Origin of the sequence: Streptomyces smaragdinus (genome assembly GCF_009604385.1) — a bacterium.
Lineage (GTDB): Bacteria > Actinomycetota > Actinomycetes > Streptomycetales > Streptomycetaceae > Streptomyces > Streptomyces smaragdinus.
On sequence record NZ_WEGJ01000004.1, the window covers coordinates 196,612 to 218,194 of the forward strand.

At 73.5% G+C, this 21,583-nt stretch carries 22 protein-coding genes and 1 pseudogene; 14 read left to right on the forward strand and 9 right to left on the reverse strand.

From position 1 onward, the window contains the following. Positions 1-7: 7 nt before the first annotated feature. Genes SRB5_RS09555 through SRB5_RS09575 form a run of 5 tightly spaced genes read left to right on the forward strand, consistent with a single transcriptional unit; the run spans position 8 to position 3,577 of the window. Positions 8-1,462, forward strand: coding sequence for a lactate utilization protein B (locus SRB5_RS09555; RefSeq protein WP_194292891.1), 1,455 nt, complete (start codon positions 8-10; stop codon positions 1,460-1,462). Beyond that, complete coding sequence (locus SRB5_RS09560; RefSeq protein WP_153451056.1) at positions 1,426-2,085, forward strand: LutC/YkgG family protein; 660 nt, start codon at positions 1,426-1,428, stop codon at positions 2,083-2,085. The genes SRB5_RS09555 and SRB5_RS09560 overlap by 37 nt, the downstream gene beginning before the upstream one ends. A 36-nt stretch (positions 2,086-2,121) precedes the next feature. Beyond that, the gene (locus tag SRB5_RS09565) at positions 2,122-2,475 is read left to right on the forward strand and encodes a VOC family protein (protein WP_153451057.1); all 354 of its coding nucleotides are present in this window, start codon (positions 2,122-2,124) and stop codon (positions 2,473-2,475) included. 2 nt (positions 2,476-2,477) lie between these two features. After that, positions 2,478-2,879 carry an NUDIX hydrolase gene (locus tag SRB5_RS09570; protein WP_323377663.1) on the forward strand — a complete coding sequence of 134 codons (402 nt, stop codon included), beginning with the start codon at positions 2,478-2,480 and terminating at the stop codon, positions 2,877-2,879. A gap of 59 nt (positions 2,880-2,938) precedes the next feature. After that, positions 2,939-3,577 (forward strand): TetR/AcrR family transcriptional regulator, encoded by a 639-nt coding sequence (locus SRB5_RS09575; protein ID WP_153451058.1) that lies wholly within the window; start codon positions 2,939-2,941, stop codon positions 3,575-3,577. 4 nt (positions 3,578-3,581) lie between these two features. Here SRB5_RS09575 and SRB5_RS09580 read toward each other — a convergent pair whose 3' ends face one another. The 3 genes from SRB5_RS09580 to rpmG all read right to left on the reverse strand — a co-directional run bounded on the left by SRB5_RS09580 (position 3,582) and on the right by rpmG (position 5,020). Continuing rightward, positions 3,582-4,448 carry an alpha/beta hydrolase gene (locus SRB5_RS09580; protein WP_153451059.1) on the reverse strand — a complete coding sequence of 289 codons (867 nt, stop codon included), beginning with the start codon at positions 4,446-4,448 and terminating at the stop codon, positions 3,582-3,584. 108 nt (positions 4,449-4,556) lie between these two features. Beyond that, entirely contained in the window at positions 4,557-4,808 is a 252-nt protein-coding gene (locus tag SRB5_RS09585) for a type B 50S ribosomal protein L31 (RefSeq protein ID WP_153451060.1), read from the reverse strand. 47 nt (positions 4,809-4,855) lie between these two features. Further along, on the reverse strand, positions 4,856-5,020 hold the full coding sequence (gene rpmG / locus SRB5_RS09590; protein WP_153451061.1) for a 50S ribosomal protein L33: 165 nt from the start codon (positions 5,018-5,020) through the stop codon (positions 4,856-4,858). A 359-nt stretch (positions 5,021-5,379) separates the two neighbouring features. Here rpmG and SRB5_RS09595 point away from each other — a divergent pair, with 359 nt between their 5' ends. Both SRB5_RS09595 and SRB5_RS09600 read left to right on the forward strand, forming a co-directional pair. After that, positions 5,380-6,096, forward strand: a complete 717-nt coding sequence (locus SRB5_RS09595; RefSeq protein WP_153451062.1) for a lytic polysaccharide monooxygenase — start codon at positions 5,380-5,382, stop codon at positions 6,094-6,096. Between the two features lie 369 nt (positions 6,097-6,465). After that, the gene (locus SRB5_RS09600) at positions 6,466-7,191 is read left to right on the forward strand and encodes a lytic polysaccharide monooxygenase (RefSeq protein WP_153451063.1); all 726 of its coding nucleotides are present in this window, start codon (positions 6,466-6,468) and stop codon (positions 7,189-7,191) included. Between the two features lie 55 nt (positions 7,192-7,246). Here SRB5_RS09600 and SRB5_RS09605 read toward each other — a convergent pair whose 3' ends face one another. The 3 genes from SRB5_RS09605 to SRB5_RS09615 are packed head-to-tail and all read right to left on the reverse strand — an operon-like array spanning position 7,247 to position 9,079. Further along, positions 7,247-7,987 (reverse strand): SDR family NAD(P)-dependent oxidoreductase, encoded by a 741-nt coding sequence (locus SRB5_RS09605; RefSeq protein ID WP_153451064.1) that lies wholly within the window; start codon positions 7,985-7,987, stop codon positions 7,247-7,249. Between the two features lie 10 nt (positions 7,988-7,997). Then, positions 7,998-8,759, reverse strand: a complete 762-nt coding sequence (locus tag SRB5_RS09610; protein ID WP_323377402.1) for a hypothetical protein — start codon at positions 8,757-8,759, stop codon at positions 7,998-8,000. A gap of 20 nt (positions 8,760-8,779) precedes the next feature. Beyond that, positions 8,780-9,079 (reverse strand): TraR/DksA C4-type zinc finger protein, encoded by a 300-nt coding sequence (locus tag SRB5_RS09615; protein WP_153451065.1) that lies wholly within the window; start codon positions 9,077-9,079, stop codon positions 8,780-8,782. A gap of 258 nt (positions 9,080-9,337) precedes the next feature. Here SRB5_RS09615 and SRB5_RS09620 point away from each other — a divergent pair, with 258 nt between their 5' ends. The 5 genes and pseudogenes from SRB5_RS09620 to SRB5_RS09640 form a co-directional block, all read left to right on the forward strand. Then, positions 9,338-10,291, forward strand: a complete 954-nt coding sequence (locus SRB5_RS09620; protein ID WP_323377664.1) for a HAMP domain-containing sensor histidine kinase — start codon at positions 9,338-9,340, stop codon at positions 10,289-10,291. 4 nt (positions 10,292-10,295) lie between these two features. Continuing rightward, positions 10,296-10,955 carry a response regulator gene (locus SRB5_RS09625; protein ID WP_153451067.1) on the forward strand — a complete coding sequence of 220 codons (660 nt, stop codon included), beginning with the start codon at positions 10,296-10,298 and terminating at the stop codon, positions 10,953-10,955. Between the two features lie 38 nt (positions 10,956-10,993). Beyond that, positions 10,994-11,365 (forward strand): hypothetical protein, encoded by a 372-nt coding sequence (locus SRB5_RS09630; protein ID WP_153451068.1) that lies wholly within the window; start codon positions 10,994-10,996, stop codon positions 11,363-11,365. Between the two features lie 84 nt (positions 11,366-11,449). After that, positions 11,450-13,642, forward strand: coding sequence for a protein translocase subunit SecD (secD, locus tag SRB5_RS09635; RefSeq protein WP_323377404.1), 2,193 nt, complete (start codon positions 11,450-11,452; stop codon positions 13,640-13,642). A 68-nt stretch (positions 13,643-13,710) separates the two neighbouring features. Further along, positions 13,711-14,886, forward strand: a pseudogene (locus SRB5_RS09640) (SMI1/KNR4 family protein); the annotation flags it as partial. 5 nt (positions 14,887-14,891) lie between these two features. Here SRB5_RS09640 and SRB5_RS09645 read toward each other — a convergent pair. Further along, complete coding sequence (locus tag SRB5_RS09645; RefSeq protein WP_153451069.1) at positions 14,892-15,407, reverse strand: O-acetyl-ADP-ribose deacetylase; 516 nt, start codon at positions 15,405-15,407, stop codon at positions 14,892-14,894. A gap of 52 nt (positions 15,408-15,459) precedes the next feature. After that, positions 15,460-17,280, reverse strand: a complete 1,821-nt coding sequence (locus tag SRB5_RS09650; protein ID WP_153451070.1) for an ABC transporter ATP-binding protein — start codon at positions 17,278-17,280, stop codon at positions 15,460-15,462. Between the two features lie 88 nt (positions 17,281-17,368). Between SRB5_RS09650 and SRB5_RS09655 the strand changes: the two genes are divergently transcribed. After that, positions 17,369-17,836 carry a MarR family winged helix-turn-helix transcriptional regulator gene (locus tag SRB5_RS09655; RefSeq protein ID WP_153451071.1) on the forward strand — a complete coding sequence of 156 codons (468 nt, stop codon included), beginning with the start codon at positions 17,369-17,371 and terminating at the stop codon, positions 17,834-17,836. Positions 17,837-17,910: 74 nt separating this feature from the next. Beyond that, the gene (locus SRB5_RS09660; RefSeq protein WP_153451072.1) at positions 17,911-20,835 is read left to right on the forward strand and encodes an FAD-binding and (Fe-S)-binding domain-containing protein; all 2,925 of its coding nucleotides are present in this window, start codon (positions 17,911-17,913) and stop codon (positions 20,833-20,835) included. Here the strand turns inward: SRB5_RS09660 and SRB5_RS09665 are convergent, their stop codons facing one another. Next, entirely contained in the window at positions 20,836-21,558 is a 723-nt protein-coding gene (locus SRB5_RS09665) for a L,D-transpeptidase family protein (protein WP_153451073.1), read from the reverse strand. Between the last annotated feature and the right edge of the window lie 25 nt (positions 21,559-21,583).

The following is a 21,583-nucleotide window of genomic DNA, read 5'->3' on the forward strand; positions in this document are numbered from 1 at the left end:
TCTCGGCATGCCCGCGTTCCCGGAGGCGGCGGCGGTCTCCACGCGCGACACCCGGCTGCGCGGCAACCTCCGCCACGCCACCCACACCATCCGCGCCAAGCGGGCGGCGGCGGTGGCGGAGATGGCCGACTGGCAGCAGCTGCGCGCCGCCGGGGCCGCGGCGAAGGACGACACGCTGCGCCATCTGGACACGTATCTCGAGCAGCTGGAGACCGCGGTCACCACGGCGGGCGGCACCGTGCACTGGGCGGCCGACGCCGAGGAGGCGAACCGGATCGTCGCCGGCCTGGTCCGGGCCACCGGCGAGACGGAGGTCGTCAAGGTCAAGTCCATGGCCACCCAGGAGATCGGCCTCAACGAGGCGCTGGAGGCCGAGGGGATCCGGGCGTACGAGACGGACCTGGCGGAGCTCATCGTGCAGCTCGGCGACGATCTGCCGTCACACATCCTGGTCCCGGCCATCCACCGCAACCGCGGCGAGATCCGCGACATCTTCACCGGGGAGATGGCCGCGTGGGGCCGTCCCGCGCCCGAGGGCCTGTCCGACCGGCCGGCGGAGCTCGCGGAGGCCGCCAGGCTGCATCTGCGGGAGAAGTTCCTGCGGGCGAAGGTGGGGATCTCCGGGGCGAACTTCATGGTCGCCGAGACGGGCACGCTGGTGGTGCTGGAGTCCGAGGGCAACGGGCGGATGTGCCTCACCCTGCCGGAGACGCTGATCTCCGTCGTGGGGATCGAGAAGGTCGTGCCGACGTGGCGCGATCTGGAGGTCTTCATGCAGCTGCTGCCGCGCAGTTCCACCGCGGAGCGGATGAACCCGTACACGACGATGTGGACCGGCACGACCGACGGCGACGGACCGCGCGACTTCCATCTCGTGCTGCTCGACAACGGCCGCACCGACACGCTGGCCGACCAGGTCGGCCGCCAGGCGCTGCGCTGCATCCGCTGCTCGGCGTGTCTCAACGTCTGCCCCGTGTACGAGCGGGCCGGCGGACACGCCTACGGCTCGCCCTACCCCGGGCCCATCGGAGCGATCCTCACCCCGCAGCTGCGCGGCACGGCGAGCGCGCTGGACGCCTCGCTGCCGTACGCGTCGTCGCTGTGCGGGGCGTGCTACGAGGTGTGCCCGGTGGCCATCGACATCCCCGAGGTGCTGGTGCACCTGCGGCAGCGGGTCGTCGAGGGCGGCACGTACACGGTGCGCGGTACGCGGACGGTCATCAGGCCCGCCAAGGGGCACGCGGCGGAACGGGCGGCGATGCGGGCGGCGCGGTGGACGTTCCAGCGGCCGCGGGCGCTGGGGGCGGTGCAGCGGCTCGCGACGCGCACGAGGCGGATCCAGCCGCGGCGGCTGCCCGTCGGGCCGGGGAAGGCGTGGGGGCTGACGCGGGATCTGCCGGCGGTGCCGGAGAAGTCGTTCCGGGAATGGTGGCAGGAGCGCGGGAAGGGAGCGGGCGAGTGAGCCGGGAACTGATCCTGGGCCGGATCCGGGCGGCCAACGCCGGTGCGCGTGCGGCGGGTCCGGTGCGGCGGGACTATCTGCGGGCGCACGCGGACCGAACCCCGGACGAGAGCGTCGGTCTGCTGGCGGAGAACCTCGCCGACTACCGGGCGCTGGTGCACCGCACGGACGCCGCCGGGGTGGCGGGCGTCGTCGCGCGGCTGCTCGCGGAGCGCGGGTCGCGGACAGTCCTCGTACCGGACGGGCTGCCGGCCGAGTGGCTCGCCGCCACCGGCGTCCAACAGCTCGAGGACCGTGCGGAGTCGACGGCCCGGGAACTCGACGCCGTCGGCAGCGTGGTCACCGGCTGCGCCCTGGCGATCGCCGAGACCGGCACCATCGTGCTGGACGGCGGTACGGCGCAGGGACGGCGGCGGATCACGCTGATCCCCGACCACCACATCTGCGTGATCCGCGTACCGGAGCAGGTCGTCTCCTCCGTGCCCGAGGCCCTGGAGCGCCTCGACGCCGCACGCCCGCTCACCTGGATCTCCGGCCCGTCCGCCACCAGCGACATCGAACTCGACCGGGTGGAGGGCGTGCACGGCCCGCGGACACTGGACGTGGTGCTCGTCGGCGAGTGACCCTTCCGGGAGCCGGGGCGCCGTTAAGATCACCGCATGCCCGCACGTTTCAGGGACCTCGCATTCGACGCCCGGGACCACCAGATGCTCGCCGACTGGTGGTGCCGGGCGATGGGCTACGTCCGTGACACCGACGGAATAGAGGACGAGCCGCCCCATATGCCGGTGCTGATCGTCGACCCGGCGGACCGCGGGCCGCGGATCTGGGTCAACCCGGTGCCGGAGCCCAAGACGGTGAAGAACCGGATGCACATCGACGTCAACGGCGACACGGAGGAACTGGTCGCCCTCGGCGCCACCGTGGTGCGCCGGCAGGACGACGAGATCGAGTGGGACATCCTCGTCGACCCCGAGGGCAACGAGTTCTGCGTCTTCGCCCCGCGGCGGTGACCGTGGGCAGGCTCATCGACACCGTGGCCTGGGTCCATCTCGACGACGGGCTGGTGCTGGGCGCCCGCTCCCGCGGCGAGGAGCTGTTCTACATCCCCGGCGGCAAACGCCACCCCGGGGAGAGCGACGAACAGACGCTGCTGCGGGAGATCGAGGAGGAGCTGACGGTACGGCTGCTCCCGGAGACCGTGCGCCATCTGCGGACGTACGAGGCGCCGCTGCACCGCCCGGGGCCCCAGGCCGTGGTGCGGATGGCCTGCTACACCGCCGATTACGCGGGCACCCTGGCGCCGAGCAGCGAGATCGAGGAGCTGGCCTGGCTGTCGTACGCCGACCGCGGGCGCACCCCGCCGGTGGATCGGCTGGCGTTCGACGATCTGCTGGCGGCGGGGCTGCTGCGCTGATCGGGCCGGGCGCCCCTGACCTGCTGGGTACAGTGGACCGGGACGTCAGGGAGGACCGGATGGGGCGAGCGGGCACGGACGGGCGGGTCGAGCGGGGCAACGCCACCCGGCGGCTGGTGCTGGGCCGCACCATGGAGATCGCCTCCGTCGAGGGCCTGGAGGGGCTGTCGCTCGGGCGGATCGCCACGGAGCTGGGGCTCAGCAAGAGCGGGGTCTTCGCGCTGTTCGGCTCCAAGGAGGAGCTCCAGCTGTCCACCGTGCGGGCCGCGGGCGCGGTGTTCGCGGCGGAGGTCGTGGCGCCGCTCACGGACGTGGCGCCGGGTGCGCGGCGGGTGCTGGCGCTGACGCGGAGCTGGCTGGCGTACTCCCGGGGCCGGACGTTCCCCGGCGGCTGCTTCTTCGCGGCGGTGACGGCGGAGTTCGACGCGCGCAGCGGTCCGGTGCACGACGCGATCGCCAAGGCGCACCTGGACTGGACGGCGTACGTCGAGCAGACCGTGCGGGAGGCGACGGCGGTCGGTGAGCTGGGCGCGGACACGGACGCGGCGCAGCTGGCGTTCGAGCTGATCGCGCTGATGGAGATGGCCAACCTGCAGTCGGTGATGCACGGTGACGCCTCGGCGTACGACAGGGCCGGGACAGGGATCCTGTCCCGGCTGCGGTGGGCGGCGGCCGGCCCGGGCGTACTCGACGGGTGAGGCCTTATCCGCGTACCGGCGCCCGACTCGTGACGTGTGCCAGCGCGCGGGCCACGACGTCCGGGTCGCTGAGGACGCGGATGTGGCCGAGGCCCGTGGTGGTGTGCAGCTCCGCCTGGTCGCCGTAGGCGGCGGCCGTGCGGCGGGACTGGTCGGGGCGGACGTAGCGGTCGCGTTCGTCGTGCAGCAGCAGGATCCGGGCGGTGATCTCGTGCGGCCGGTCGGTGGCGTCGAAGCGGCGCCACAGCTCCGGCTCCTCGGGGAACATGACGTCCTCGATCCGGCGGCGCAGCTCGGTGCGCAGCCGGGGCCGCAGCCCCAGGTCGTCGCAGAAGTAGTCCACGACGTAGTCGAAGTCGCTGATCCCGCTGATCCCGACCAGCCGGCCGGTGTCCGCGGCGCCGCCGCGCAGCGCGAGGAAGGCGGCCGCGACGCCCAGGGAATGGCCGATGATCGCGTCGAAGGTCCCGTACTCCGCGGACAACTGCCGGATGATGTGGCGGTATTCGAGGATCGTCGTGGCGCGGCCGCCGGAGGCGCCGTGTCCCGGGGCGTCGAAGCTCACCGGCGTGTAGCCCCGCTCGCGCAGTCCGCCGATCAGCGCGCCGAGGTGTGAGGCCCGGGACTGCCAGCCGTGCAGCAGCAGGACGGGCCGCTCGCCGTCGCCCCAGGCGTAGGTGACGACGTGTTTGCCGGCCACGGTCGTGCTGCCCTGGCAGGCGGCGTCGAGCAGGCGCTGCTCGGCGGGGCTCGCCTTCATCCGGGCGAGCGGGTGGCGGAACAGCCACAGGGTCGCGCGGCCGGCGAGGCTTGGGGCGACGGTGGACAGGCCGTTGAGCGTGGTCCGGACGAGGGTTCGGGTGCTCTTCATGGCGAGATAGTAGCACGATCGTTCGCTTAGTTTTCTGGTGCGGGAAACGCCGGTACGACGCTGATCGCCGTACCGGCGTGGGGAGTTGCGGCCCCCGCTGCCCGGGCGTTACCCGGCCCGGCGGCCGTAGCGCCGCTCGAAGGCCTCGACGCGGCCCGCGGTGTCCATGATCCGGGCCGTGCCCGTGTAGAACGGGTGGCTGGCGGACGAGGTCTCGACCTCGACCAGCGGGTAGGTGTTGCCGTCCTCCCAGACGACGGTCCGCGCGGAGGTCGCGGTGGACGGGATCAGGAAGTCGGCGCCGGCCGCGCGGTCACGGAAGACGACGGGACGGGTCTCGGGGTGGATGCCGTGCCTCATGGGAAGTCCTTTCGTTTCTCTCGCTGTCCGGTGGGCCGCCCGCGCGGTCACCGCTCCTCGCGGAACGGGACGTGCGCCTGGGCCACCGGGTCGTACTTCCGCAGAACCAGCCGGTCGGGGGTGGTACGGCGGTTCTTGCGCGTCACATACGTGACACCTGTCCCGGCGGTCGACTTCAGCCGGACGACGGGGCGCGCGGTACTGCGTGCCATGAGGTCCTCCCTTCGCCCGCGTCGATAGTGATTGACTCGGGCATGTCAGTTACATACGGCTCAACACGGCCGGGCGCCGATCCATTCCCGTGGCACCCGATGCCGCACAGGCCCTATTGACCGAGGCCAGACAAGCGCTAAGGTCTAGACCTAGCAGGACCAGGTCTAGACCTACGGCGCATGCAGCACCACGCACGGTGAGCGGTACGGGCGGGCGCACCAGGCCTCCCGTACCGCTGCTCCGGCATCCGCGCCGTAACCGCACCTCCAGAAACACCCGGGACCGCCCGATCCGCACCGGCCGGCAGACGCCGGTGCGGCGCCCCCACGGCCGGCGGCCCGTGAACGAAGGAGACGAGATGAGAACTAGACGCACGCTCGCCGCTCTGGTCGGAACGGCGATCGCCCCCGTACTCGCCGCGACGCTGCCGGCCGGCACGGCCAGTGCGCACGGCTGGGTCACCAACCCCGCGAGCCGGCAGGCGCAGTGCGCCTCCGGCGTCGTCGCCTGCGGATCGATCAAGTACGAGCCGCAGAGCGTCGAGGGGCCGAAGGGGCTGCGCAGCTGCAGCGGCGGCAACGCGGGCTTCGCGGAGCTGGACAACGACGCCAAGGGCTGGCGGGTGACCGGGGTCAGCAGCACCACGACCTTCACCTGGAAGAACACCGCCCGGCACTCCACCAGCAACTGGCAGTACTTCATCGGCGGCACGAAGATCGCCGAGATCAGCGGCAACAACCAGCAGCCGCCGGAGACCGTGAGCCACACGGTGAACTTCGGCAGCTTCAGCGGCAAGCAGAAGGTGCTGGCCGTCTGGAACATCGCCGACACCGGTAACGCGTTCTACGCGTGTGTCGACGTGAACATCGGCGGCGGCAGCACCGAGCCCCCGCCCACCGAGCCGCCGCCGTCGTCGTCCTGCGCCGCGGCGTGGGTCGCGACCCAGGCGTACACGGGCGGCGCGCAGGTGACGCACAACGGTCATCTGTGGCGGGCCAAGTGGTGGACGCAGGGCGAGGAGCCCGGCACCACCGGTCAGTGGGGCGTCTGGGAGGACAAGGGCGCCTGCTCCTAGCGGTCCCCCCGAGCGGCCGGGCCTGATGTGAGGGCCGGTACCGGAGCCTCTTCGGAGGTTCTGGTACCGGCCCTTCCGCCTGCCGGGAACGCGCCCCCAACCCGGCCCGGAACAGGGCCGCGTGCCGCTGCGGCCGTGACCGATGAGGCACCTGTACGGAGTTGTGGCCGCCGCCGCCCGGAAATTTCCTCGATCCGCACCCCTTGACCGTGGCTTGTCAGCCACTAAGGTCTAGACCTAATGCACGCAGGTCTAGACCTGCTGGGCAGTGTTCCCCCACACCAGCGAGGCCCTTGACCACGGCGCCGGCCCCCCGGCCGGCGGTGTGACCGTGTCCTGAAACGGCGGCCTCGACAGCAAAGGAGCAGCATGAACTCGAAGAGAAGACTGGCCGCCCTGGTCGGTACGGCGGTCGCCCCCGTGCTGGCGGTCACCATCCCGGCCGGTACGGCCGAGGCCCACGGGTACGTGACGGGTCCGGCCAGCCGCCAGGCCCAGTGCGCCGCCGGCACCGTCAGCTGCGGCCAGATCAAGTACGAGCCGCAGAGCGTCGAGGGTCCCAAGGGCCTGAAGAGCTGCAGCGCCGGCCACGCGGAGTACGCGGAGCTCGACGACGACAGCAAGGGCTGGAAGGTCACCGGAGTGGGCAGCTCCACGACCTTCACCTGGAAGAACACCGCCCGGCACTCCACCAGCAACTGGCAGTACTTCATCGGCGGCACGAAGATCGCCGAGGTCGCCGGGAACAACCAGCAGCCGGCCGAGACCGTGAGCCACACGGTGAACTTCAACGGCTTCACCGGCAAGCAGAAGGTGCTGGCGGTCTGGAACATCTCCGACACCGCCAACGCGTTCTACTCCTGCATCGACGTCAACATCGGCGGCGGTGACAGCGGCGGCACCCCCGGCACGCCGGGCGGCGGCACCCCCGGCACGTCCTGCGCCGTCGCGTGGGACGCGGCCACGGCGTACACCGGCGGCAGCCAGGTGACGTACGGCGGCCACACCTGGCGCGCGAAGTGGTGGACCCAGGGCGAGCAGCCCGGCTCCACGGGCCAGTGGGGCGTCTGGGAGGACCTGGGCGCCTGCGCCTGATCCCGTGAACTGGGGGGCCGGTGCCGGGTTCGGGCGCCGGCCCCCCGCCCTTGTCTCAGGTGAGGTTGAGCCCGCCGTCGAGCACGATGACCTCGCCGGTGAGATAGCTCCCGGCGACCAGGGACGCCACCAGGCCGGCCACATCCGCGGGTTGTGCGGGGCGGTGCATGGGCGCGCGTTCGCGCCACAGCTCGTGGGCCTCGGCCCAGTCCTTCGTCATCGGGGTGTCCACCAGCCCCGGCGCCACCGCGTTGACCCGTACCTCGGGTCCGAGGGCCGCCGCGAGCAGCCGGGTGACGTGGTTGAGGGCGGCCTTGCTCGCCGCGTACGGGACCGAGGAGCCCTTGGGGCGGACGCCGGCGTGGCTGGTGATGTTGACGATGGAGCCGCCGCCGGGGGCGCGGCGCAGGGCCGGGAGGGCCGCCGTGCACAGGATCCAGGGCGCGATCAGATTGACCTCCAGCAGCCGGCGCCAGTCGGCGGGGGTGGCCGCGGCCAGGTCGGCGTGGGGGATGGGCCGGCTGATGCCGGCGTTGTTGACCAGGACGTCCAGCCGCCCGCAGCGCTCGAGCGCCGTCCCGGCCAGCCCCCGGGCCTCGTCCTCCGACTCCAGGTCGGCCCGTACGTAGAGCCCGCCGAGCTCCGCCGCCAGCGCCTCCCCCGCCGCGGTGCTGCGCCGGGAGTGCACGACGACGCGCATGCCGTCCTGTGCCAGCCGGCGCGCGACGGCCTCGCCGATGCCGGACGTGGACCCGGTGACCAGGGCGACGGGCCGGTCCGCCTCTTCGGTTGTCATGGGGCGGATCCTACGAGGGGGGCGCGCTGCCGGCCGCGGAGGGATGGAGGTGGGCAGCGCGCAGCAGCTTCGCGGCACCCCGGACCGCCGCGGTGTGCGGGGCTCCGACGACGCGCGGCGGTGCGTGGAGCAGGGCGCCGACGCGGTGCGCGAACCGCGGGTCCAGGGCGCCGCCGCCGGCCAGCAGGGCGCCGCGCCGCAGGGCGGTCGCGGTGAGCGGGGTGCGGTCCTGGCGGAGCATCGCGGTGACCATCGACGCCACCGCCTCGGCGAGGGGCTCGGCCGGGGACTCCAGGTCGGCGGTGCCCACCGCGGTGCGGCGCGCGTCGGTGACGGCGCCGTCGCACAGCAGCACCACCTCGGTGAACTGCGCCCCGGCGTCCACCACCAGCAGCGGGCCGGCCGGCTCCGCCTCCGCGGCCACCGCGATCCCCCGGGCGCGGGGCACCGTCAGCACGCTGTGCGGCCGCAGGGCGGCGAGCGCCGTACGGGCCGCGGCGCGGTAGGCGATGCCGTCCAGGACGGGGGCCGTGACGATGGCCAGGGGGCGGGCGGCACCGGTGAGGCGGTCCCCCAGCAGGCGCCGGAGCAGGCGCGCGCAGCCCGCGGGGTCGACGATCGCCCCGCGCCGGACGGGGCGGGCGGCGCCGTCGGCCGTGGGTACGTCGACGATCAGGTCCGGGTCCGAGAGCCAGGCGCGGGTACGGACGCTGCCCAGGTCCAGGGCGAGGCCGCGGCAGTGCGGGCACCGGGGCCAGGGACGGTGGTTCACCGCGTCACCTCTTCGGCCGGTCAGGCGGAGCGGTGGCGGCAGGTGACGCAGAAGCGCGCGTACGGCAGGATCTCCAGGCGCTCCGCGGGGACGGGCTTCTCGCAGCCCAGGCAGGTCCCGTACGTACCGCGGTCGATCCGGGCGACGGCCTCGTCGATCTCCTCGAGCACCTGCAGCATCGCGGCCCGCTGGACGGCGCTGAGATGACCCTCCGCGCTCTGGCCGGTCTCGGTGAGGGCCTTCAGCTGGGCGAGCCGGGAGTCGCGGGCGTGCTCGAGCCGCCGGCGGGCCTCCGCCGGCTGCGTGGCGTCGCGGGTCATGGTCGTCCGTGCCTTTCTCCTGGCGTCTCGTGCCTGTCCCACCCTGGCCGGGGCGGCGGCGGATACCCATCGGGCGCGTGACCCATTTACGGCGGGGTCATGGGTGGCGCGCCCCCGCCGTAAATGGGTCACGGGTCCCATCGACCGCGCGCGGGTGGCAGGGCAGGCTGGCCCGGGCACCCCCGGGGCACCGGCCGGGCGGGCGATGACGGACAGTGGAGGCGGACCGACGGCGTGGCGAAGGAGGGTGTGACGACCGTGTCCCTGTTCTGGCGGATCTTCGCGCTGAACGCCGTCGTGCTCGGCACGGCCACGGCGCTGCTGCTGTGGGCGCCGGTGACGGTCTCGGTGCCGGTCGTGCTCACCGAGGCGGTGATCCTGCTCGGCGGGCTGGCCGTCATGCTGGTCGCCAACGCCGCGCTGCTGCGCCTGGGCCTCGCGCCGCTGGAGCGCCTCACGCGGCTGATGACCACCGTGGACCTGCTGCGCCCCGGCCAGCGGCTGCCGGCCCGGGGCGGCGGGGAGGTCGAGGAGCTGATCCGTACCTTCAACGCCATGCTCGAGCGGCTGGAGCAGGAGCGCGCCGCCAGCAGCGCCCGGATCCTCCTCGCGCAGGAGGCCGAGCGCCGCCGGATCGCGCAGGAGCTGCACGACGAGGTGGGCCAGTCCATGACCGCCGTCCTGCTGGCGCTCAAACGGGCCGCGGACCAGGCCGGCGACCCGCTGGCCGGGGAGCTGCGGCAGGCCCAGGAGATCACCCGGGAGAGCCTGGACGAGGTACGCCGCCTCGTCCGCCGGCTGCGGCCCGACGTCCTGGACGACCTGGGCCTGGTCAGCGCCCTGACGTCGCTCACCCACACCTTCGCCACCCACACCGGGCTGCGCATCACCCGCCGCTTCGCCGACGACCTGCCCGCCCTGGCCCCGGAGACGGAGCTGGTCCTCTACCGCGTCGCCCAGGAGTCCCTGACGAACGCCGCCCGGCACGCCGGCGCCGAGCGGATCACGGTGGCCCTGGACCGCGGCGGCGACAGCGTGGTGCTGGCCGTCACCGACGACGGGAGCGGCATGCCGGCGCCGTGCGAGGGCGCCGGCATCCGCGGTATGCGCGAACGGGCGCTGCTCATCGGCGGCACCCTCGACATCTCCCCCGCGCCGTCCGCCGGCGTCCGCGTCCGGCTCACCGCGCCCGTCACCAGGAAGCAGCACTGAGCACATGTCCGACACGCCCCCGATCCGCATCCTGCTCGCCGACGACCACGCCCTGGTCCGCCGCGGCGTGCGGCTCATCCTCGACCAGGAGCCGGACCTCGAGGTGGTGGCCGAGGCCGGGGACGGCGCGGAGGCCGTGGCGGCGGCCCGTACCCACGACATCGACCTGGCGGTGCTGGACATCGCCATGCCGCGGCTCACCGGGCTGCAGGCCGCCCGGGAGCTGGCGGCGCTTCGGCCGGGGCTGCGGATCCTGATGCTCACCATGCACGACAACGAGCAGTACTTCTTCCGGGCGCTGAAGGACGGGGCCTGCGGATACGTGCTGAAGTCCGTCGCCGACCGCGATCTGGTCGCCGCGTGCCGGGCGGCGATGCGCGACGAGCCGTTCCTCTACCCCGGCGCGGTCACCGCGCTGATCCGCAACTACCTCGACCGGGTCCGCCACGGCGAGGAGCCGGGGGACCGGATCCTCACGCCGCGCGAGGAGGAGGTCCTGAAGCTGGTCGCGGAGGGCCACTCGTCGAAGGAGATCGCCGGGCTGCTGTTCATCAGCGTCAAGACCGTCCAGCGGCACCGGGCGAACCTGCTGCACAAGCTCGGTCTGCGCGACCGCCTCGAGCTCACCCGGTACGCCATCCGCGCGGGCCTGATCGAGCCCTGACCCCGCACGCCGCCGGACCGCAGGAAGGGAGACGGCGCATGCACCGCACCGCCCCCCGCCGGACGCCGGTGGTGGCCGCCGTCCTGCTGGCGCTGCTGACGGCGCTGGGCGTCACCGCCGGGCCGTCCGCCCCCGGCCGGGCGGCGGGGTCCGGGCAGCACCAGGTCCGCGCCCCGTACGCCGACGACGGCTGCGACAGCCTCCGCCCGGCCCGCCCCGCGGCCCAGAGCCGGCAGCACGGCGAGCAGCCCGCCCCGCGCGGTCACACCGCCGCCGTCTGCCCGTACGACCGGATCGTCCTGGCCCACCGGTCCGTACGGACCACCGCACCGTACGAGGACCTCCCGCGCCCGCAGCCGTACGGGCGTCACCACCGCGGACGGGCACCCCCGGCGCCGGCCGGCAGCTGACAGCCCGAGTCCGTCCACATCCCGCACGCCCCCGCGGCGGCCCCGCGCCGGCCGCCGGTCCGGCGTGCCCGCCGGGAGGCCCCCGTGAACCGTTCCACACGCCTGCGCGCGCTCGTCGCGCTGGCCGTGATCGCCGTATCCCTGTACATCGCCGTCACCGTCCCCGTCCGCCTCGGCCTCGATCTGCGCGGCGGCACACAGATCGTGCTCGAGACCCGCTCCACGCCAACGACCGACGCCGACGGCGAGGTGACCGACCGGACGCTGGAAGTGCTGCGCGGCCGGATCGACGGGCTCGGGGTCTCCGAGCCCACCCTCGTGCGCTCCGGCGAGCGGCGGATCATCGTCGAACTGCCCGGCGTCCAGGACCCGAAGCGGGCCGCCGGCGTCCTGGGCCGCACCGCGCAGCTCACCTTCCATCCGGTGCTCGCCGAGGGCGACGGCCGCGTCCTGCCCGACGAGTCCGGCGCTCCGGTACGGCTCGGACGCGCCGCCCTCACGGGGCAGCACGTCGAGGAGGCCACCGCCTCGTTCGACGGACAGGGCGGCGCCGGCTGGCACGTCAACGTCGGGTTCAAGGGCGCCGGGACGCAGGACTGGACGCGGCTGACCGGGGAGGCGGCGTGCCGGCCGCCGGGGGATCCGGCGCGCCGGGTCGCCATCGTGCTGGACGACAAGGTGATCTCCTCGCCGCAGGTCGACCCGTCGGTCGCCTGCGGGACCGGCATCCCCGACGGCGGCACCCGGATCACCGGGTCGTTCGGCGCCGCGGAGGCCCGCGAGCTTTCCCTGCTGATCAACGGCGGCGCCCTGCCCGTCCCCGTCGAGACCGTCGAACAGCGCACCGTCGGCCCCACACTGGGCGCCGAAGCCATCACCGCGAGCGCCTGGGCGGCCGGGATCGGCGGGGTGCTGACGGCGCTGTTCGTCGTCGTGGTCTACCGGCTGCTGGGCGCGCTGGCCGCCGTCGCGCTCGCCTGTTACGGGCTCGTCTCGTACGCCGCGCTGGCCGCGCTCGGCGCCACGCTCACGCTGCCGGGCCTGGCGGGTTTCGTCCTGGCGATCGGCATGGCGGTGGACGCCAACGTGCTGGTCTTCGAACGCGCCCGCGAGGAGTACGCGGCCCGCGTCCGCCCCAGCGCGCGCTCGGCGCTGGCCGCCGGGTTCCGCAACGCCCTGAGCGCGATCGCCGACTCCAACATCACCACGCTCATCGCGGCCGCCCTGCTGTTCTTCCTCGCCTCCGGCCCGGTACGGGGCTTCGGCGTCACCCTCGGCATCGGCGTCCTCGCGTCCATGGTCAGCGCGCTGCTGATCGCCCGGGTGCTCGCGGAGTACGCGGTCACCCGCCCCGCGGTGCACCGCCGCCCCCGGCTCACCGGCATCTCCACCACCGGCCCGGTGCGCGACCGGCTGCTGCGGCGCGACCCGCAGCTGATGCGCCGCCCGCGCCGCTGGCTGGCCGTGTCCGCCGTCCTGATCCTGGTGGCCTGTTCGGGGCTGGCGGTGCGGGGGCTGGAGCTCGGCATCGAGTTCACCGGGGGACGGCTCGTGCAGTACGAGGCGACCCGCCCGGTCGACGTCGACCGCGCCCGCGACGCCCTCGCCGACGCGGGCTTCCCCCGGGCCGTCGTCCACTCCTCCGGCGACAGCGGGCTGACCGTCCGTACCGGAAACCTGACCGACTCCGAGGCGTCGGCCGTCACCCGTACCGTCGGGGCGCTCGGCGGCGACACCGAGGCCGTGCGCGACGAGCGGATCGGGCCCAGCATGGGCGAGGAGCTGCGCCGCAACGCGCTGATCGCGCTGGCCGTGGCGCTGGGCGCCCAGCTGCTGTATCTCGCGGTGCGCTTCAACCGGCTGTTCGGCACGGCGGCGGTCACGGCGCTGGTCCACGACGTGCTCATCCTGCTGGGCGTGTTCGCCTGGCTCGGCAAGCCCGTCGACGGGGTGTTCCTGGCGGCGCTGCTCACCGTCATCGGGTATTCGGTGAACGACTCCGTGGTCGTCTTCGACCGCATCCGGGAGCTGCGCCGGCGCGACCGGAAGGCGCCGCTGGACCGGATCACGAACCGGGCGATCCTGCAGACCCTGCCCCGCACGGTCAACACGGGCCTGGGCGCGGCGATCGTCCTCACCGCCCTGGCGGCGCTGGGCGGCGACTCGCTCACCGACTTCGCCCTGGCGCTGCTGATCGGGCTGGTGGTGGGCACGTACTCGTCGGTCTTCACGGCCGCGCCGGTCGCGCTCGAGCTGGAGGGGCGCGGTCGGCGGTGACTCCGCGGCCCGGTCCGTCCGCCGGACCGGGCCGCTTTCTGTCAGTGGCGGCTGACACCATCGGACACATGACGGAGATCTCGGCGTTCGACTGGCGTTCCTTCCTGCTGACATGGAGCGAGGAGTGGGCGGACTGCGTGCCGGACGAGGGCAAGCGGACCGAGGACGAGCCCCTGCGGCAGGCCCGCTGGCTCGGCTTCCCGCCGGCGTCCGAGGAGCGGATAGCGGCCATGGAGGAGCGGCTCGGGCGCCGGATGCCTCCGTCGTACCTGGACTTCCTGCGGGTCAGTGACGGCTGGCAGCACGCGGGCGGGTTCATCTGGCTGCTGGCCGGGACGAAGGAGGCGCGCTGGCACGAGGACGAGTCGGGGCTCGCGGAGATCTTCGAGGAGTACCTGGACGAGGACGCCACGCCCGGGGAACGGGTGGAGGCGGACATCTGGCGGCGCGGACTGCAGCTCGACGTGGAGTCCGACATCACCCATGTGCTCCTGGACCCCGAGGACATCGACGAGGACGGCGAGTGGGCCGTGTACACGTGGGCGAGCTGGCGGGCCGCACCGCCCGAGCGGCACGCGGACTTCCTCGCGTTCATGCGGGCGATGTACGCGGAGTTCCACAGCCTGGAGGCACCTCGGCGGGACGGGAGGCCGGTGTTCGCCAACGACACCACCCGAAGGCTGGACGAGCAGCGGGATCAGGCCCGCCTTGACGCCCTTCGCGGCGACTGGGAGCGGGCGCTGAAAGCCCTGGACGAGGCCAGGGAGTTCGGACGACCGCGGGCCCACGGGCTGGGCGACCAGATACGCCGGCTGCTCGGGCAGGTCTCCATGGTGTACTTCGAGGATCTGGTGACGGATCCGCGGTACGCGCCCGATCTGCTGCCGGCGCTGGTCGCCGAGCACGCGGCGAACTCGTACCGGGGCGACGACGTCCTGAGGTTCCAGCTGCGGGGCGCCGACGACGGCCTGGTCGCACGGGCCTACGCCACGCTGGAGCAGATACGCGACGGCACGTACCGGTACGCGCCCGCCGGCCCGTTCGGCGAGGCGGCCTCGCGGGCGCGGGAGCAGGCCCGGCACGGTGACGCCGACGGGGCGTGGCGGACGCTGCTCGACGCGCTGCCCGGGTGGGAGCCGCTGGGGCCCGACCATCTGGCGCCGCTCGGGTGGGTGGCCGACCCCGTACTGGGGCCGCTGCTGACGCCGGAGCGCGGTCGCGAGCTGCTGTCCGCGCCGAGGGGCCGCCGTCAGCCGATCCAGAGCTCGAACGCCCGGTAGGCCCGGTCGTCGAAGAGCACGAACCGGACCTCGTCGAAGTCCGCCTTGTTCACCGCCCGCTGCACGGCGCCGACCGCGATCCGGGCCGCGTCCTCGACCGGCCAGCGGAAGACACCCGTGGAGATCGCGGGGAACGCGACGGTGCGCGCGCCCAGCCCCTGGGCGACGGCGAGGGACTCGCGGTGACAGGAGGCGAGCAGCTCGGAGCGGTCCTCCTCGGCGGACCAGACGGGGCCCACCGTATGAATGACCCAGCGGGCGGGGAGCAGGCCCGCCGTCGTGGCGACCGCCTGTCCGGCGGGCAGGCCGCCGCCGTAGTGGGAGGCGCGCAGGGCGCGGCACTCCTCGAGGATGCGTTTGCCGCCGCGGCGGTGGATCGCGCCGTCCACTCCCCCGCCGCCGAGGAGGGAGGAGTTCGCGGCGTTCACCACCGCGTCGACGTGCTGGTCGGTGATGTCGCCCCGGGTCAGCGTGATGACGGCCATGGGGACACCGTAGAGGCGGCCCGCCGCCCGTACATCCGGATAACGCGGCGCGTCACACCGTGACGTCCGCGGTCCCCCGGGTGCGGGCGTCGCGGCGGACCAGCGCGGCGTAGCGGCCGCCGGCGGCGAGGAGTTCGTCGTGGGTGCCGAGTTCGGCGACGCGGCCGCCGTCGAGTACGGCGATCTGGTCGGCGTCGCGGATCGTGGAGAGCCGGTGGGCGATGGTGATCGTCGTACGGCCCGCGGACAGCGTGTCCATGGCCTGCTGCACGGCGTGCTCGGTGCGGGTGTCCAGGGCGCTGGTGGCCTCGTCGAGGATCAGCACCGGCGGGTCGCGCAGGATCGTCCGGGCGATGGCCAGGCGCTGCTTCTCGCCGCCGGAGAAGCGGTAGCCGCGCTCGCCGACGAGGGTGTCGTAGCCGTCGGGCAGGGACGCGATGTGGTCGTGGATCTGCGCGGCCCGGGCCGCCTCCTCGAGCTCGGCGTCGGTGGCGCCGGGCTTGGCGAAGCGCAGGTTGTCGGCCACGGAGGCGTGGAAGAGGTACGTCTCCTGGGAGACCACGCCGACCGTCCGCGCGAGGGTGTCGAAGTCGAGGTCGCGGACGTCGGCGCCGTCGATGGTGACGCGTCCGGCGGTCACGTCGTACAGCCGCGGCACCAGATAGCTCAGCGTGGTCTTGCCGGAGCCGGTGGGGCCGACGACGGCGAGGCTGGAGCCGGCCGGGACGGTGAGGTCGATGCCGGAGAGGGTGTCGGCGCCGGCATCGGCGTCGTAACGGAAGCCGACCCCGGACAGCGCGACGTCGCCGCGGACCTTGTCGAGCCGTACCGGATGCTCGGGCTCGTCGATGTCGACGGGCAGGTCCAGGTACTCGAAGATCCGCTGGAAGAGCGCGAGGGACGTCTGCACCTGCACGCCGGTGGACAGCAGACCGATCGTCGGACGGAACAGGCCCTGCTGGAGGGAGACGAACGCGACCACGGTGCCCAGCGAGATGTCGGGTCCGCCGCCGGCCATCGCCAGTCCCGCGGCCCAGTAGATGACGGCCGGCATGGCGGCCATCACCACGCCGATCGTGGCCATCCGCCAGCGTCCGGCCATGTTGGAGCGCACCTCGAGGCCGACGAGGCGCTCGGACTCGGTGGCGAAGTCCGCGGTCAGCGAGTCGGAGCGGCCCATCGTCCGGCCCAGCAGGATGCCGCTGACGCTCAGCGACTCGGTGACCTGGGCGGCCAGCTGGGCCATCTGCTTCTGGCGCTGCGAGGCTATGCGCTTGCGTTCGCGGCCGACCTTGCGGCTGACGCCGACGAACAGCGGGAGGAGCAGCAGGGAGACGAGGGTGAGCCGCCAGTCGAGGGCGAGCATCGCGACGACGGTGGCGACGACGCTGGTCGCGTTGGACACGATGGACGTCGCGGTGGAGGTGACGGTGGCCTGCATACCGCCGATGTCGTTGGCGATGCGGGACTGCACCTCGCCGGTGCGGGTGCGGGTGAAGAACGCCAGCGGCATGCGCTGCAGCCGGGCGTAGACACCGGTGCGCAGATCGTGCATGACGCGCTGGCCGACGGTGGTGGAGATGAGGGTCTGCAGGACGCCGAAGACGCCGCTGAGCACGGCGACGGCCAGCATGCCGAGCGCGAGCAGGGTCAGCAGGCCCGTACGGCCCTGCGGGATCGCGGTGTCCAGGGCCTCGCGGAGCAGGAACGGCGAGGCGACGGAGACCAGGGACGAGGCGGCCACCAGCAGGCCGACGATCGCCAGCCGTCCGCGATACGGGCGGAACAGGCGCAGGATGCGGCGGACCTGGGCGGGCTTCTCGGGGTCGGGGGGCGGGGGCGTCCATTCGGGAAGGTCACGGGGGTGCGGCATGGGCCTCCTACGGGCGGGGTCGGATACAAAGAGCCTAGCTCACTGTTACCTATACTCACAATGAGCATGATCCTGATATGCTCAACGCATGTCCAGGCCCGTTTCTTCCGAGCCCGCCGAGTCCTCCGACCGGCTCGCCGAGCAGCTGCTGCGGCTGACCCGCCGGCTGCATCACGCGCAGAAGGCCGCCTTCCGGCCGCTGGGCCTGACCCCGGCCCAGTCCCGGCTGCTGCGTACCGTCGGCGCGCACGGCCGGCACGGGGAGGCGCCGCGGATGGCCGACCTGGCGCGGCAGCTGGAGGTCGTGCCGCGCGCGGTGACCACGCTGGTCGACGCGCTGGAGGAGCGCGGCGCCGTCCGCCGGGCGCAGGACCCGGACAACCGCCGGGTGGTGCTGATCGAGCTCACCGACGAGGGGCACGCGATTCTGGGCAGACTCCGACAAGCCCGGCAGTCGGCGGCCGAGGGAATCCTCGAGGGCCTGACGCAGGAGCAGCGCGTCCAGCTGGGGGGACTACTCTCCACCTTGGTCGACGAACCGGAGAACGGCTCCTAGCCCCTCCGTACGCCGGCCCCGCACGACCGCACCGACGCGCCGTGCCGGCGTACCAGCTGAGGAGGCCCCGCCCCATGCCGCTTCTCGAGCCCGCACCCGGCGCACTCCGCCCCGCCGCCGTCGCGAGCCCGGCGCCCGACCGGGTGGCCGACTCCCTGGCGGACGGCACCCCGGAGCCGCTGCGGTCGGAGCTCGTCGCCCTGCTGGGCGAGGACAAGGTGCTGTGGCGGATCTCGGACCTCGTCCGGTACGCCTCGGACGCCAGCCCGTACCGCTTCCTGCCGCGCGCGGTGGTGCTGGCCGAGGACCGCGGCGACATCGCGAAGATCTTCCGCTACGCCCACCGCAACAACCGCAAGCTGGTCTTCCGCTCCGCCGGCACCTCGCTGAACGGCCAGGCGCAGGGCGAGGACATCCTGGTCGACGTCAAGCGGCACTGGGCGGGCATCGAGGTCCTGGACGACGGCGCCCGGGCCCGTATCCGGCCCGGTACGACGGTCATGCGGGCGAACGTCACCCTCGCCCGGTACGGCCGCGTCCTGGGCCCCGACCCGGCCAGCGCCATCGCCTGCACCCTGGGCGGGGTGGTCGCCAACAACGCCTCGGGGATGACGGCCGGCACCACCCGCAACTCGTACCGCACCCTCGCCTCGCTCACGCTCGTCCTGCCGTCCGGCACCGTCGTGGACACCGCCGCCCCCGACGCGGACGAACGCCTCGCGGCCGCCGAGCCGCAGCTGTGCGCGGGGCTGCTCGCGCTGAAGGCCGAGATCGAGGCGGACGCGGAGCTCACGGCCCGGATCCGCGCCAAGTACGAGATCAAGAACACCAACGGCTACCGCCTCGACGCCTTCCTGGACGCCGCGACCCCCGTCGGCATCCTGCGCGGACTGATGGTGGGCTCCGAGGGGACCCTCGGCTTCATCGCCGAGACGGTCTTCGACACCCTCCCCCTGCTGCGGGCGACGTCCACCGCGCTGCTGTTCTTCCCCACGCTGAGCGCCGCCGCTGCCGCCGTACCGCTGTTCAACGACAGCGGCGCGACCGCGGTGGAGCTGATGGACGGCAACACGCTGCGCGCCTCCGTCAGCGTCTCGGGCGTGCCGGCGGACTGGGCGCGGCTGCCGAAGGAGACCACCGCGCTGCTGGTGGAGTACCGGGCGCCGGACGAGGCCACGCTCCAGGGGTACGAGAAGACCGCCGGGGAGCTCCTCGCCGGCCTCGACCTCGTCGCCCCCGTCGAGTCCGTCACCAACGCCTTCACCCGGGACGCCGGGCGGATCGGCTCGTACTGGAAGGCCCGCAAGGCCTTCGTCACCGCCGTCGGCGGCTCCCGCCCGGCCGGTACGACCCTCATCACGGAGGACTTCGCCGTACCGCCCCCGCGGCTCGCGGAAGCCTGCACGGAGCTGCTGGAGCTGCAGGCCAGACATGGTTTCGACGCGGCGGTCGCCGGGCACGCGGCGCACGGCAACCTGCACTTCCTGCTCGCCTTCGACGCAGGCAAGGCGGCGGACGTCGAGCGGTACGCGGCGTTCATGGACGACTTCTGCGCGCTCACCGTGGAGCGCTTCGACGGCTCGCTGAAGGCGGAGCACGCCACCGGACGCAACATCGCGCCGTTCCTGGAGCTGGAGTGGGGCGAGCGGGCCACCGAGCTGATGTGGCGGATCAAGGAGCTCGTCGACCCGCACGGCGTCCTCGCCCCGCGGGTACTGCTCGACCGGGATCCGCAGGCCCATCTGCGGGGGCTGAAGACGATCCCGAAGGTGGAGCTGATCGCCGACCCGTGCATCGAGTGCGGCTTCTGCGAACCCACCTGCCCCAGCGGTGATCTGACCACCACCCCCCGCCAGCGCATCGTGCTGCGCCGGGAGATGATGCGCCAGGACCCCGACTCGGCGGTGAACGACGGGCTGCTGGAGTCCTTCGGCTACGACGCGGTCGACACCTGCGCCGGCGACTCGACGTGCAAGCTGGCCTGCCCGGTGGGCATCGACACCGGACAGCTGATGAAGGACTTCCGCCACCAGCGGCACTCCCCGCGCGAGGAGCGCGTCGCACGGGCCACCGCCCGGCACTTCAAGGCCACCGAACGCGCCACCCGGCTGGCGGTCGCCGCCGCCGACAGGATCGGCGACCGGCTGCTGACCTCCGCGACGGGCCTGGCCCGCAAGGCCGTACGCCCCGACCTGGTCCCGCAGTGGCTCCCGGAGATCCCCGGCGCCGCCGCCCGCACCCTCCCCCGCACCCGCCGCACGGACGCGGCCGCCGTGTACTACCCGGCGTGCGTCAACCGCATCTTCGGCGAGCCCGGGGGTCATACGGGCCCCAGCCTCCCGCAGGCCGTCGTCGCCGTGTCGGCGCGCGCCGGGAAGCCGGTGTGGATCCCCGACGACGTCGCCGGCACCTGCTGTTCGACCATCTGGCACTCCAAGGGCTACGAGGACGGCACCCGGCTGATGGCCAACCGGATCGTCGAGGCCGCCTGGGGCTGGACCGCCGGGGGACGCCTGCCGCTGGTCGTGGACGCCTCCTCGTGCACCCTGGGCATCGCCCACGAGGTCGTGCCGTACCTCACCGACGACAACCGCGAGCTGCACGCCGAGCTCACCGTGGTGGACTCGATCGTCTGGGCCGCCGACGAGCTGCTGCCGCATCTGGAGATCCTGCGCACCGCCGGCTCCGCCGTCGTCCATCCGACCTGCTCCATGCGGCATCTGGGCGACGAGGGTCATCTCACGGCGCTGGCGCGGGCGGTGGCCGACGAGGTGGTGGTGCCGGACGACGCCGGCTGCTGCGCCTTCGCCGGGGACCGCGGCATGCTGCACGAGGAGCTCACGGCGTCCGCGACGGCCCGGGAGGCGGCCGAGGTCACGGCCCGGGAGTTCGACGCGCATCTGTCGGCGAACCGGATGTGCGAGATCGGCATGGACCGGGCGACGGGGCGCAGTTACCACTCGGCGCTGCTCGAGCTGGAGCGGGCGACCCGTCCCTGATCAGCCCTTCGCCAGCGTCGCCCGGTCGCCCATCACGATCACCGGGTGCCTGGCGGGGTCGAGGGTGCGCAGCAGGGTGCGCATCGCGGTCTTCGGCAGGCTGACGCAGCCGGAGGTGCCGCTGCCGTGGTCGAGGTGCAGCCAGATGCCGCCGCCCCTGGCCCGGCCCAGCGGGCGGGTCGGGTCCAGGGGGGAGGTGCCCTTGACGCGGTTGTAGTCGATGGCGATGACCAGGTCGAAATCGTGCTGGTACGCCGGTTTCCACCAGCTCGGGGCCCTGAAGAGCGTGGAGCGGGTGTAGGGCAGCCTGACGCCGGGGGAAGAGAGGACGCCGCCGGCGTCGGAGAGCGTGAACACGCCTACGGGGCTGCGTTTGTCGCCCTCGTGGTGGTCGGGAGTCCAGCCCCTGCGGCCGTTGTGGGCGGGCCAGGTGGCGGTGCGGTGCCATGCGGTGCCGCTGCGGGTGTAGAGGGCCACGGTGGCGTCCGGGGCGCTGCGGGAGGTTCCGTAGACGGTGACGACCTGGGTGCTGTGGGCGGGGATCTTCCGCTGCAGGGCGCCGAGGCCGGGGATGCGGGTGGGGTCGGGCTTCTTCGAGGCGCCGGGGGCGGCGTGGGGCTCCTGCGGCCCGTTCGGCCCGCTCGGCCCGCTCTCGCCGGCCGAGCAGCCGGCGAGCAGGGCGGCGGCGAGGACGGCTCCGGCAGCACGACGTGGTATCCGCATGCCGTCCATGGTGACAGCCCGTCCG

Excerpts from the sequence above, each read along its gene's own strand:
- SRB5_RS09555 (WP_194292891.1), top strand. The coding sequence starts at position 8 with ATGCCCGCGTTCCCGGAGGCGGCGGCGGTCTCCACGCGCGACACCCGG.
- SRB5_RS09560 (WP_153451056.1), top strand. The coding sequence starts at position 1,426 with ATGGTGGCAGGAGCGCGGGAAGGGAGCGGGCGAGTGAGCCGGGAACTG.
- SRB5_RS09565 (WP_153451057.1), top strand. The coding sequence starts at position 2,122 with ATGCCCGCACGTTTCAGGGACCTCGCATTCGACGCCCGGGACCACCAG.
- SRB5_RS09575 (WP_153451058.1), top strand. The coding sequence starts at position 2,939 with ATGGGGCGAGCGGGCACGGACGGGCGGGTCGAGCGGGGCAACGCCACC.
- SRB5_RS09580 (WP_153451059.1), bottom strand. The coding sequence starts at position 4,448 with ATGAAGAGCACCCGAACCCTCGTCCGGACCACGCTCAACGGCCTGTCC.
- SRB5_RS09585 (WP_153451060.1), bottom strand. The coding sequence starts at position 4,808 with ATGAGGCACGGCATCCACCCCGAGACCCGTCCCGTCGTCTTCCGTGAC.
- rpmG (WP_153451061.1), bottom strand. The coding sequence starts at position 5,020 with ATGGCACGCAGTACCGCGCGCCCCGTCGTCCGGCTGAAGTCGACCGCC.
- SRB5_RS09595 (WP_153451062.1), top strand. The coding sequence starts at position 5,380 with ATGAGAACTAGACGCACGCTCGCCGCTCTGGTCGGAACGGCGATCGCC.
- SRB5_RS09600 (WP_153451063.1), top strand. The coding sequence starts at position 6,466 with ATGAACTCGAAGAGAAGACTGGCCGCCCTGGTCGGTACGGCGGTCGCC.
- SRB5_RS09605 (WP_153451064.1), bottom strand. The coding sequence starts at position 7,987 with ATGACAACCGAAGAGGCGGACCGGCCCGTCGCCCTGGTCACCGGGTCC.
- SRB5_RS09615 (WP_153451065.1), bottom strand. The coding sequence starts at position 9,079 with ATGACCCGCGACGCCACGCAGCCGGCGGAGGCCCGCCGGCGGCTCGAG.
- SRB5_RS09625 (WP_153451067.1), top strand. The coding sequence starts at position 10,296 with ATGTCCGACACGCCCCCGATCCGCATCCTGCTCGCCGACGACCACGCC.
- SRB5_RS09630 (WP_153451068.1), top strand. The coding sequence starts at position 10,994 with ATGCACCGCACCGCCCCCCGCCGGACGCCGGTGGTGGCCGCCGTCCTG.
- SRB5_RS09645 (WP_153451069.1), bottom strand. The coding sequence starts at position 15,407 with ATGGCCGTCATCACGCTGACCCGGGGCGACATCACCGACCAGCACGTC.
- SRB5_RS09650 (WP_153451070.1), bottom strand. The coding sequence starts at position 17,280 with ATGCCGCACCCCCGTGACCTTCCCGAATGGACGCCCCCGCCCCCCGAC.
- SRB5_RS09655 (WP_153451071.1), top strand. The coding sequence starts at position 17,369 with ATGTCCAGGCCCGTTTCTTCCGAGCCCGCCGAGTCCTCCGACCGGCTC.
- SRB5_RS09660 (WP_153451072.1), top strand. The coding sequence starts at position 17,911 with ATGCCGCTTCTCGAGCCCGCACCCGGCGCACTCCGCCCCGCCGCCGTC.
- SRB5_RS09665 (WP_153451073.1), bottom strand. The coding sequence starts at position 21,558 with ATGCGGATACCACGTCGTGCTGCCGGAGCCGTCCTCGCCGCCGCCCTG.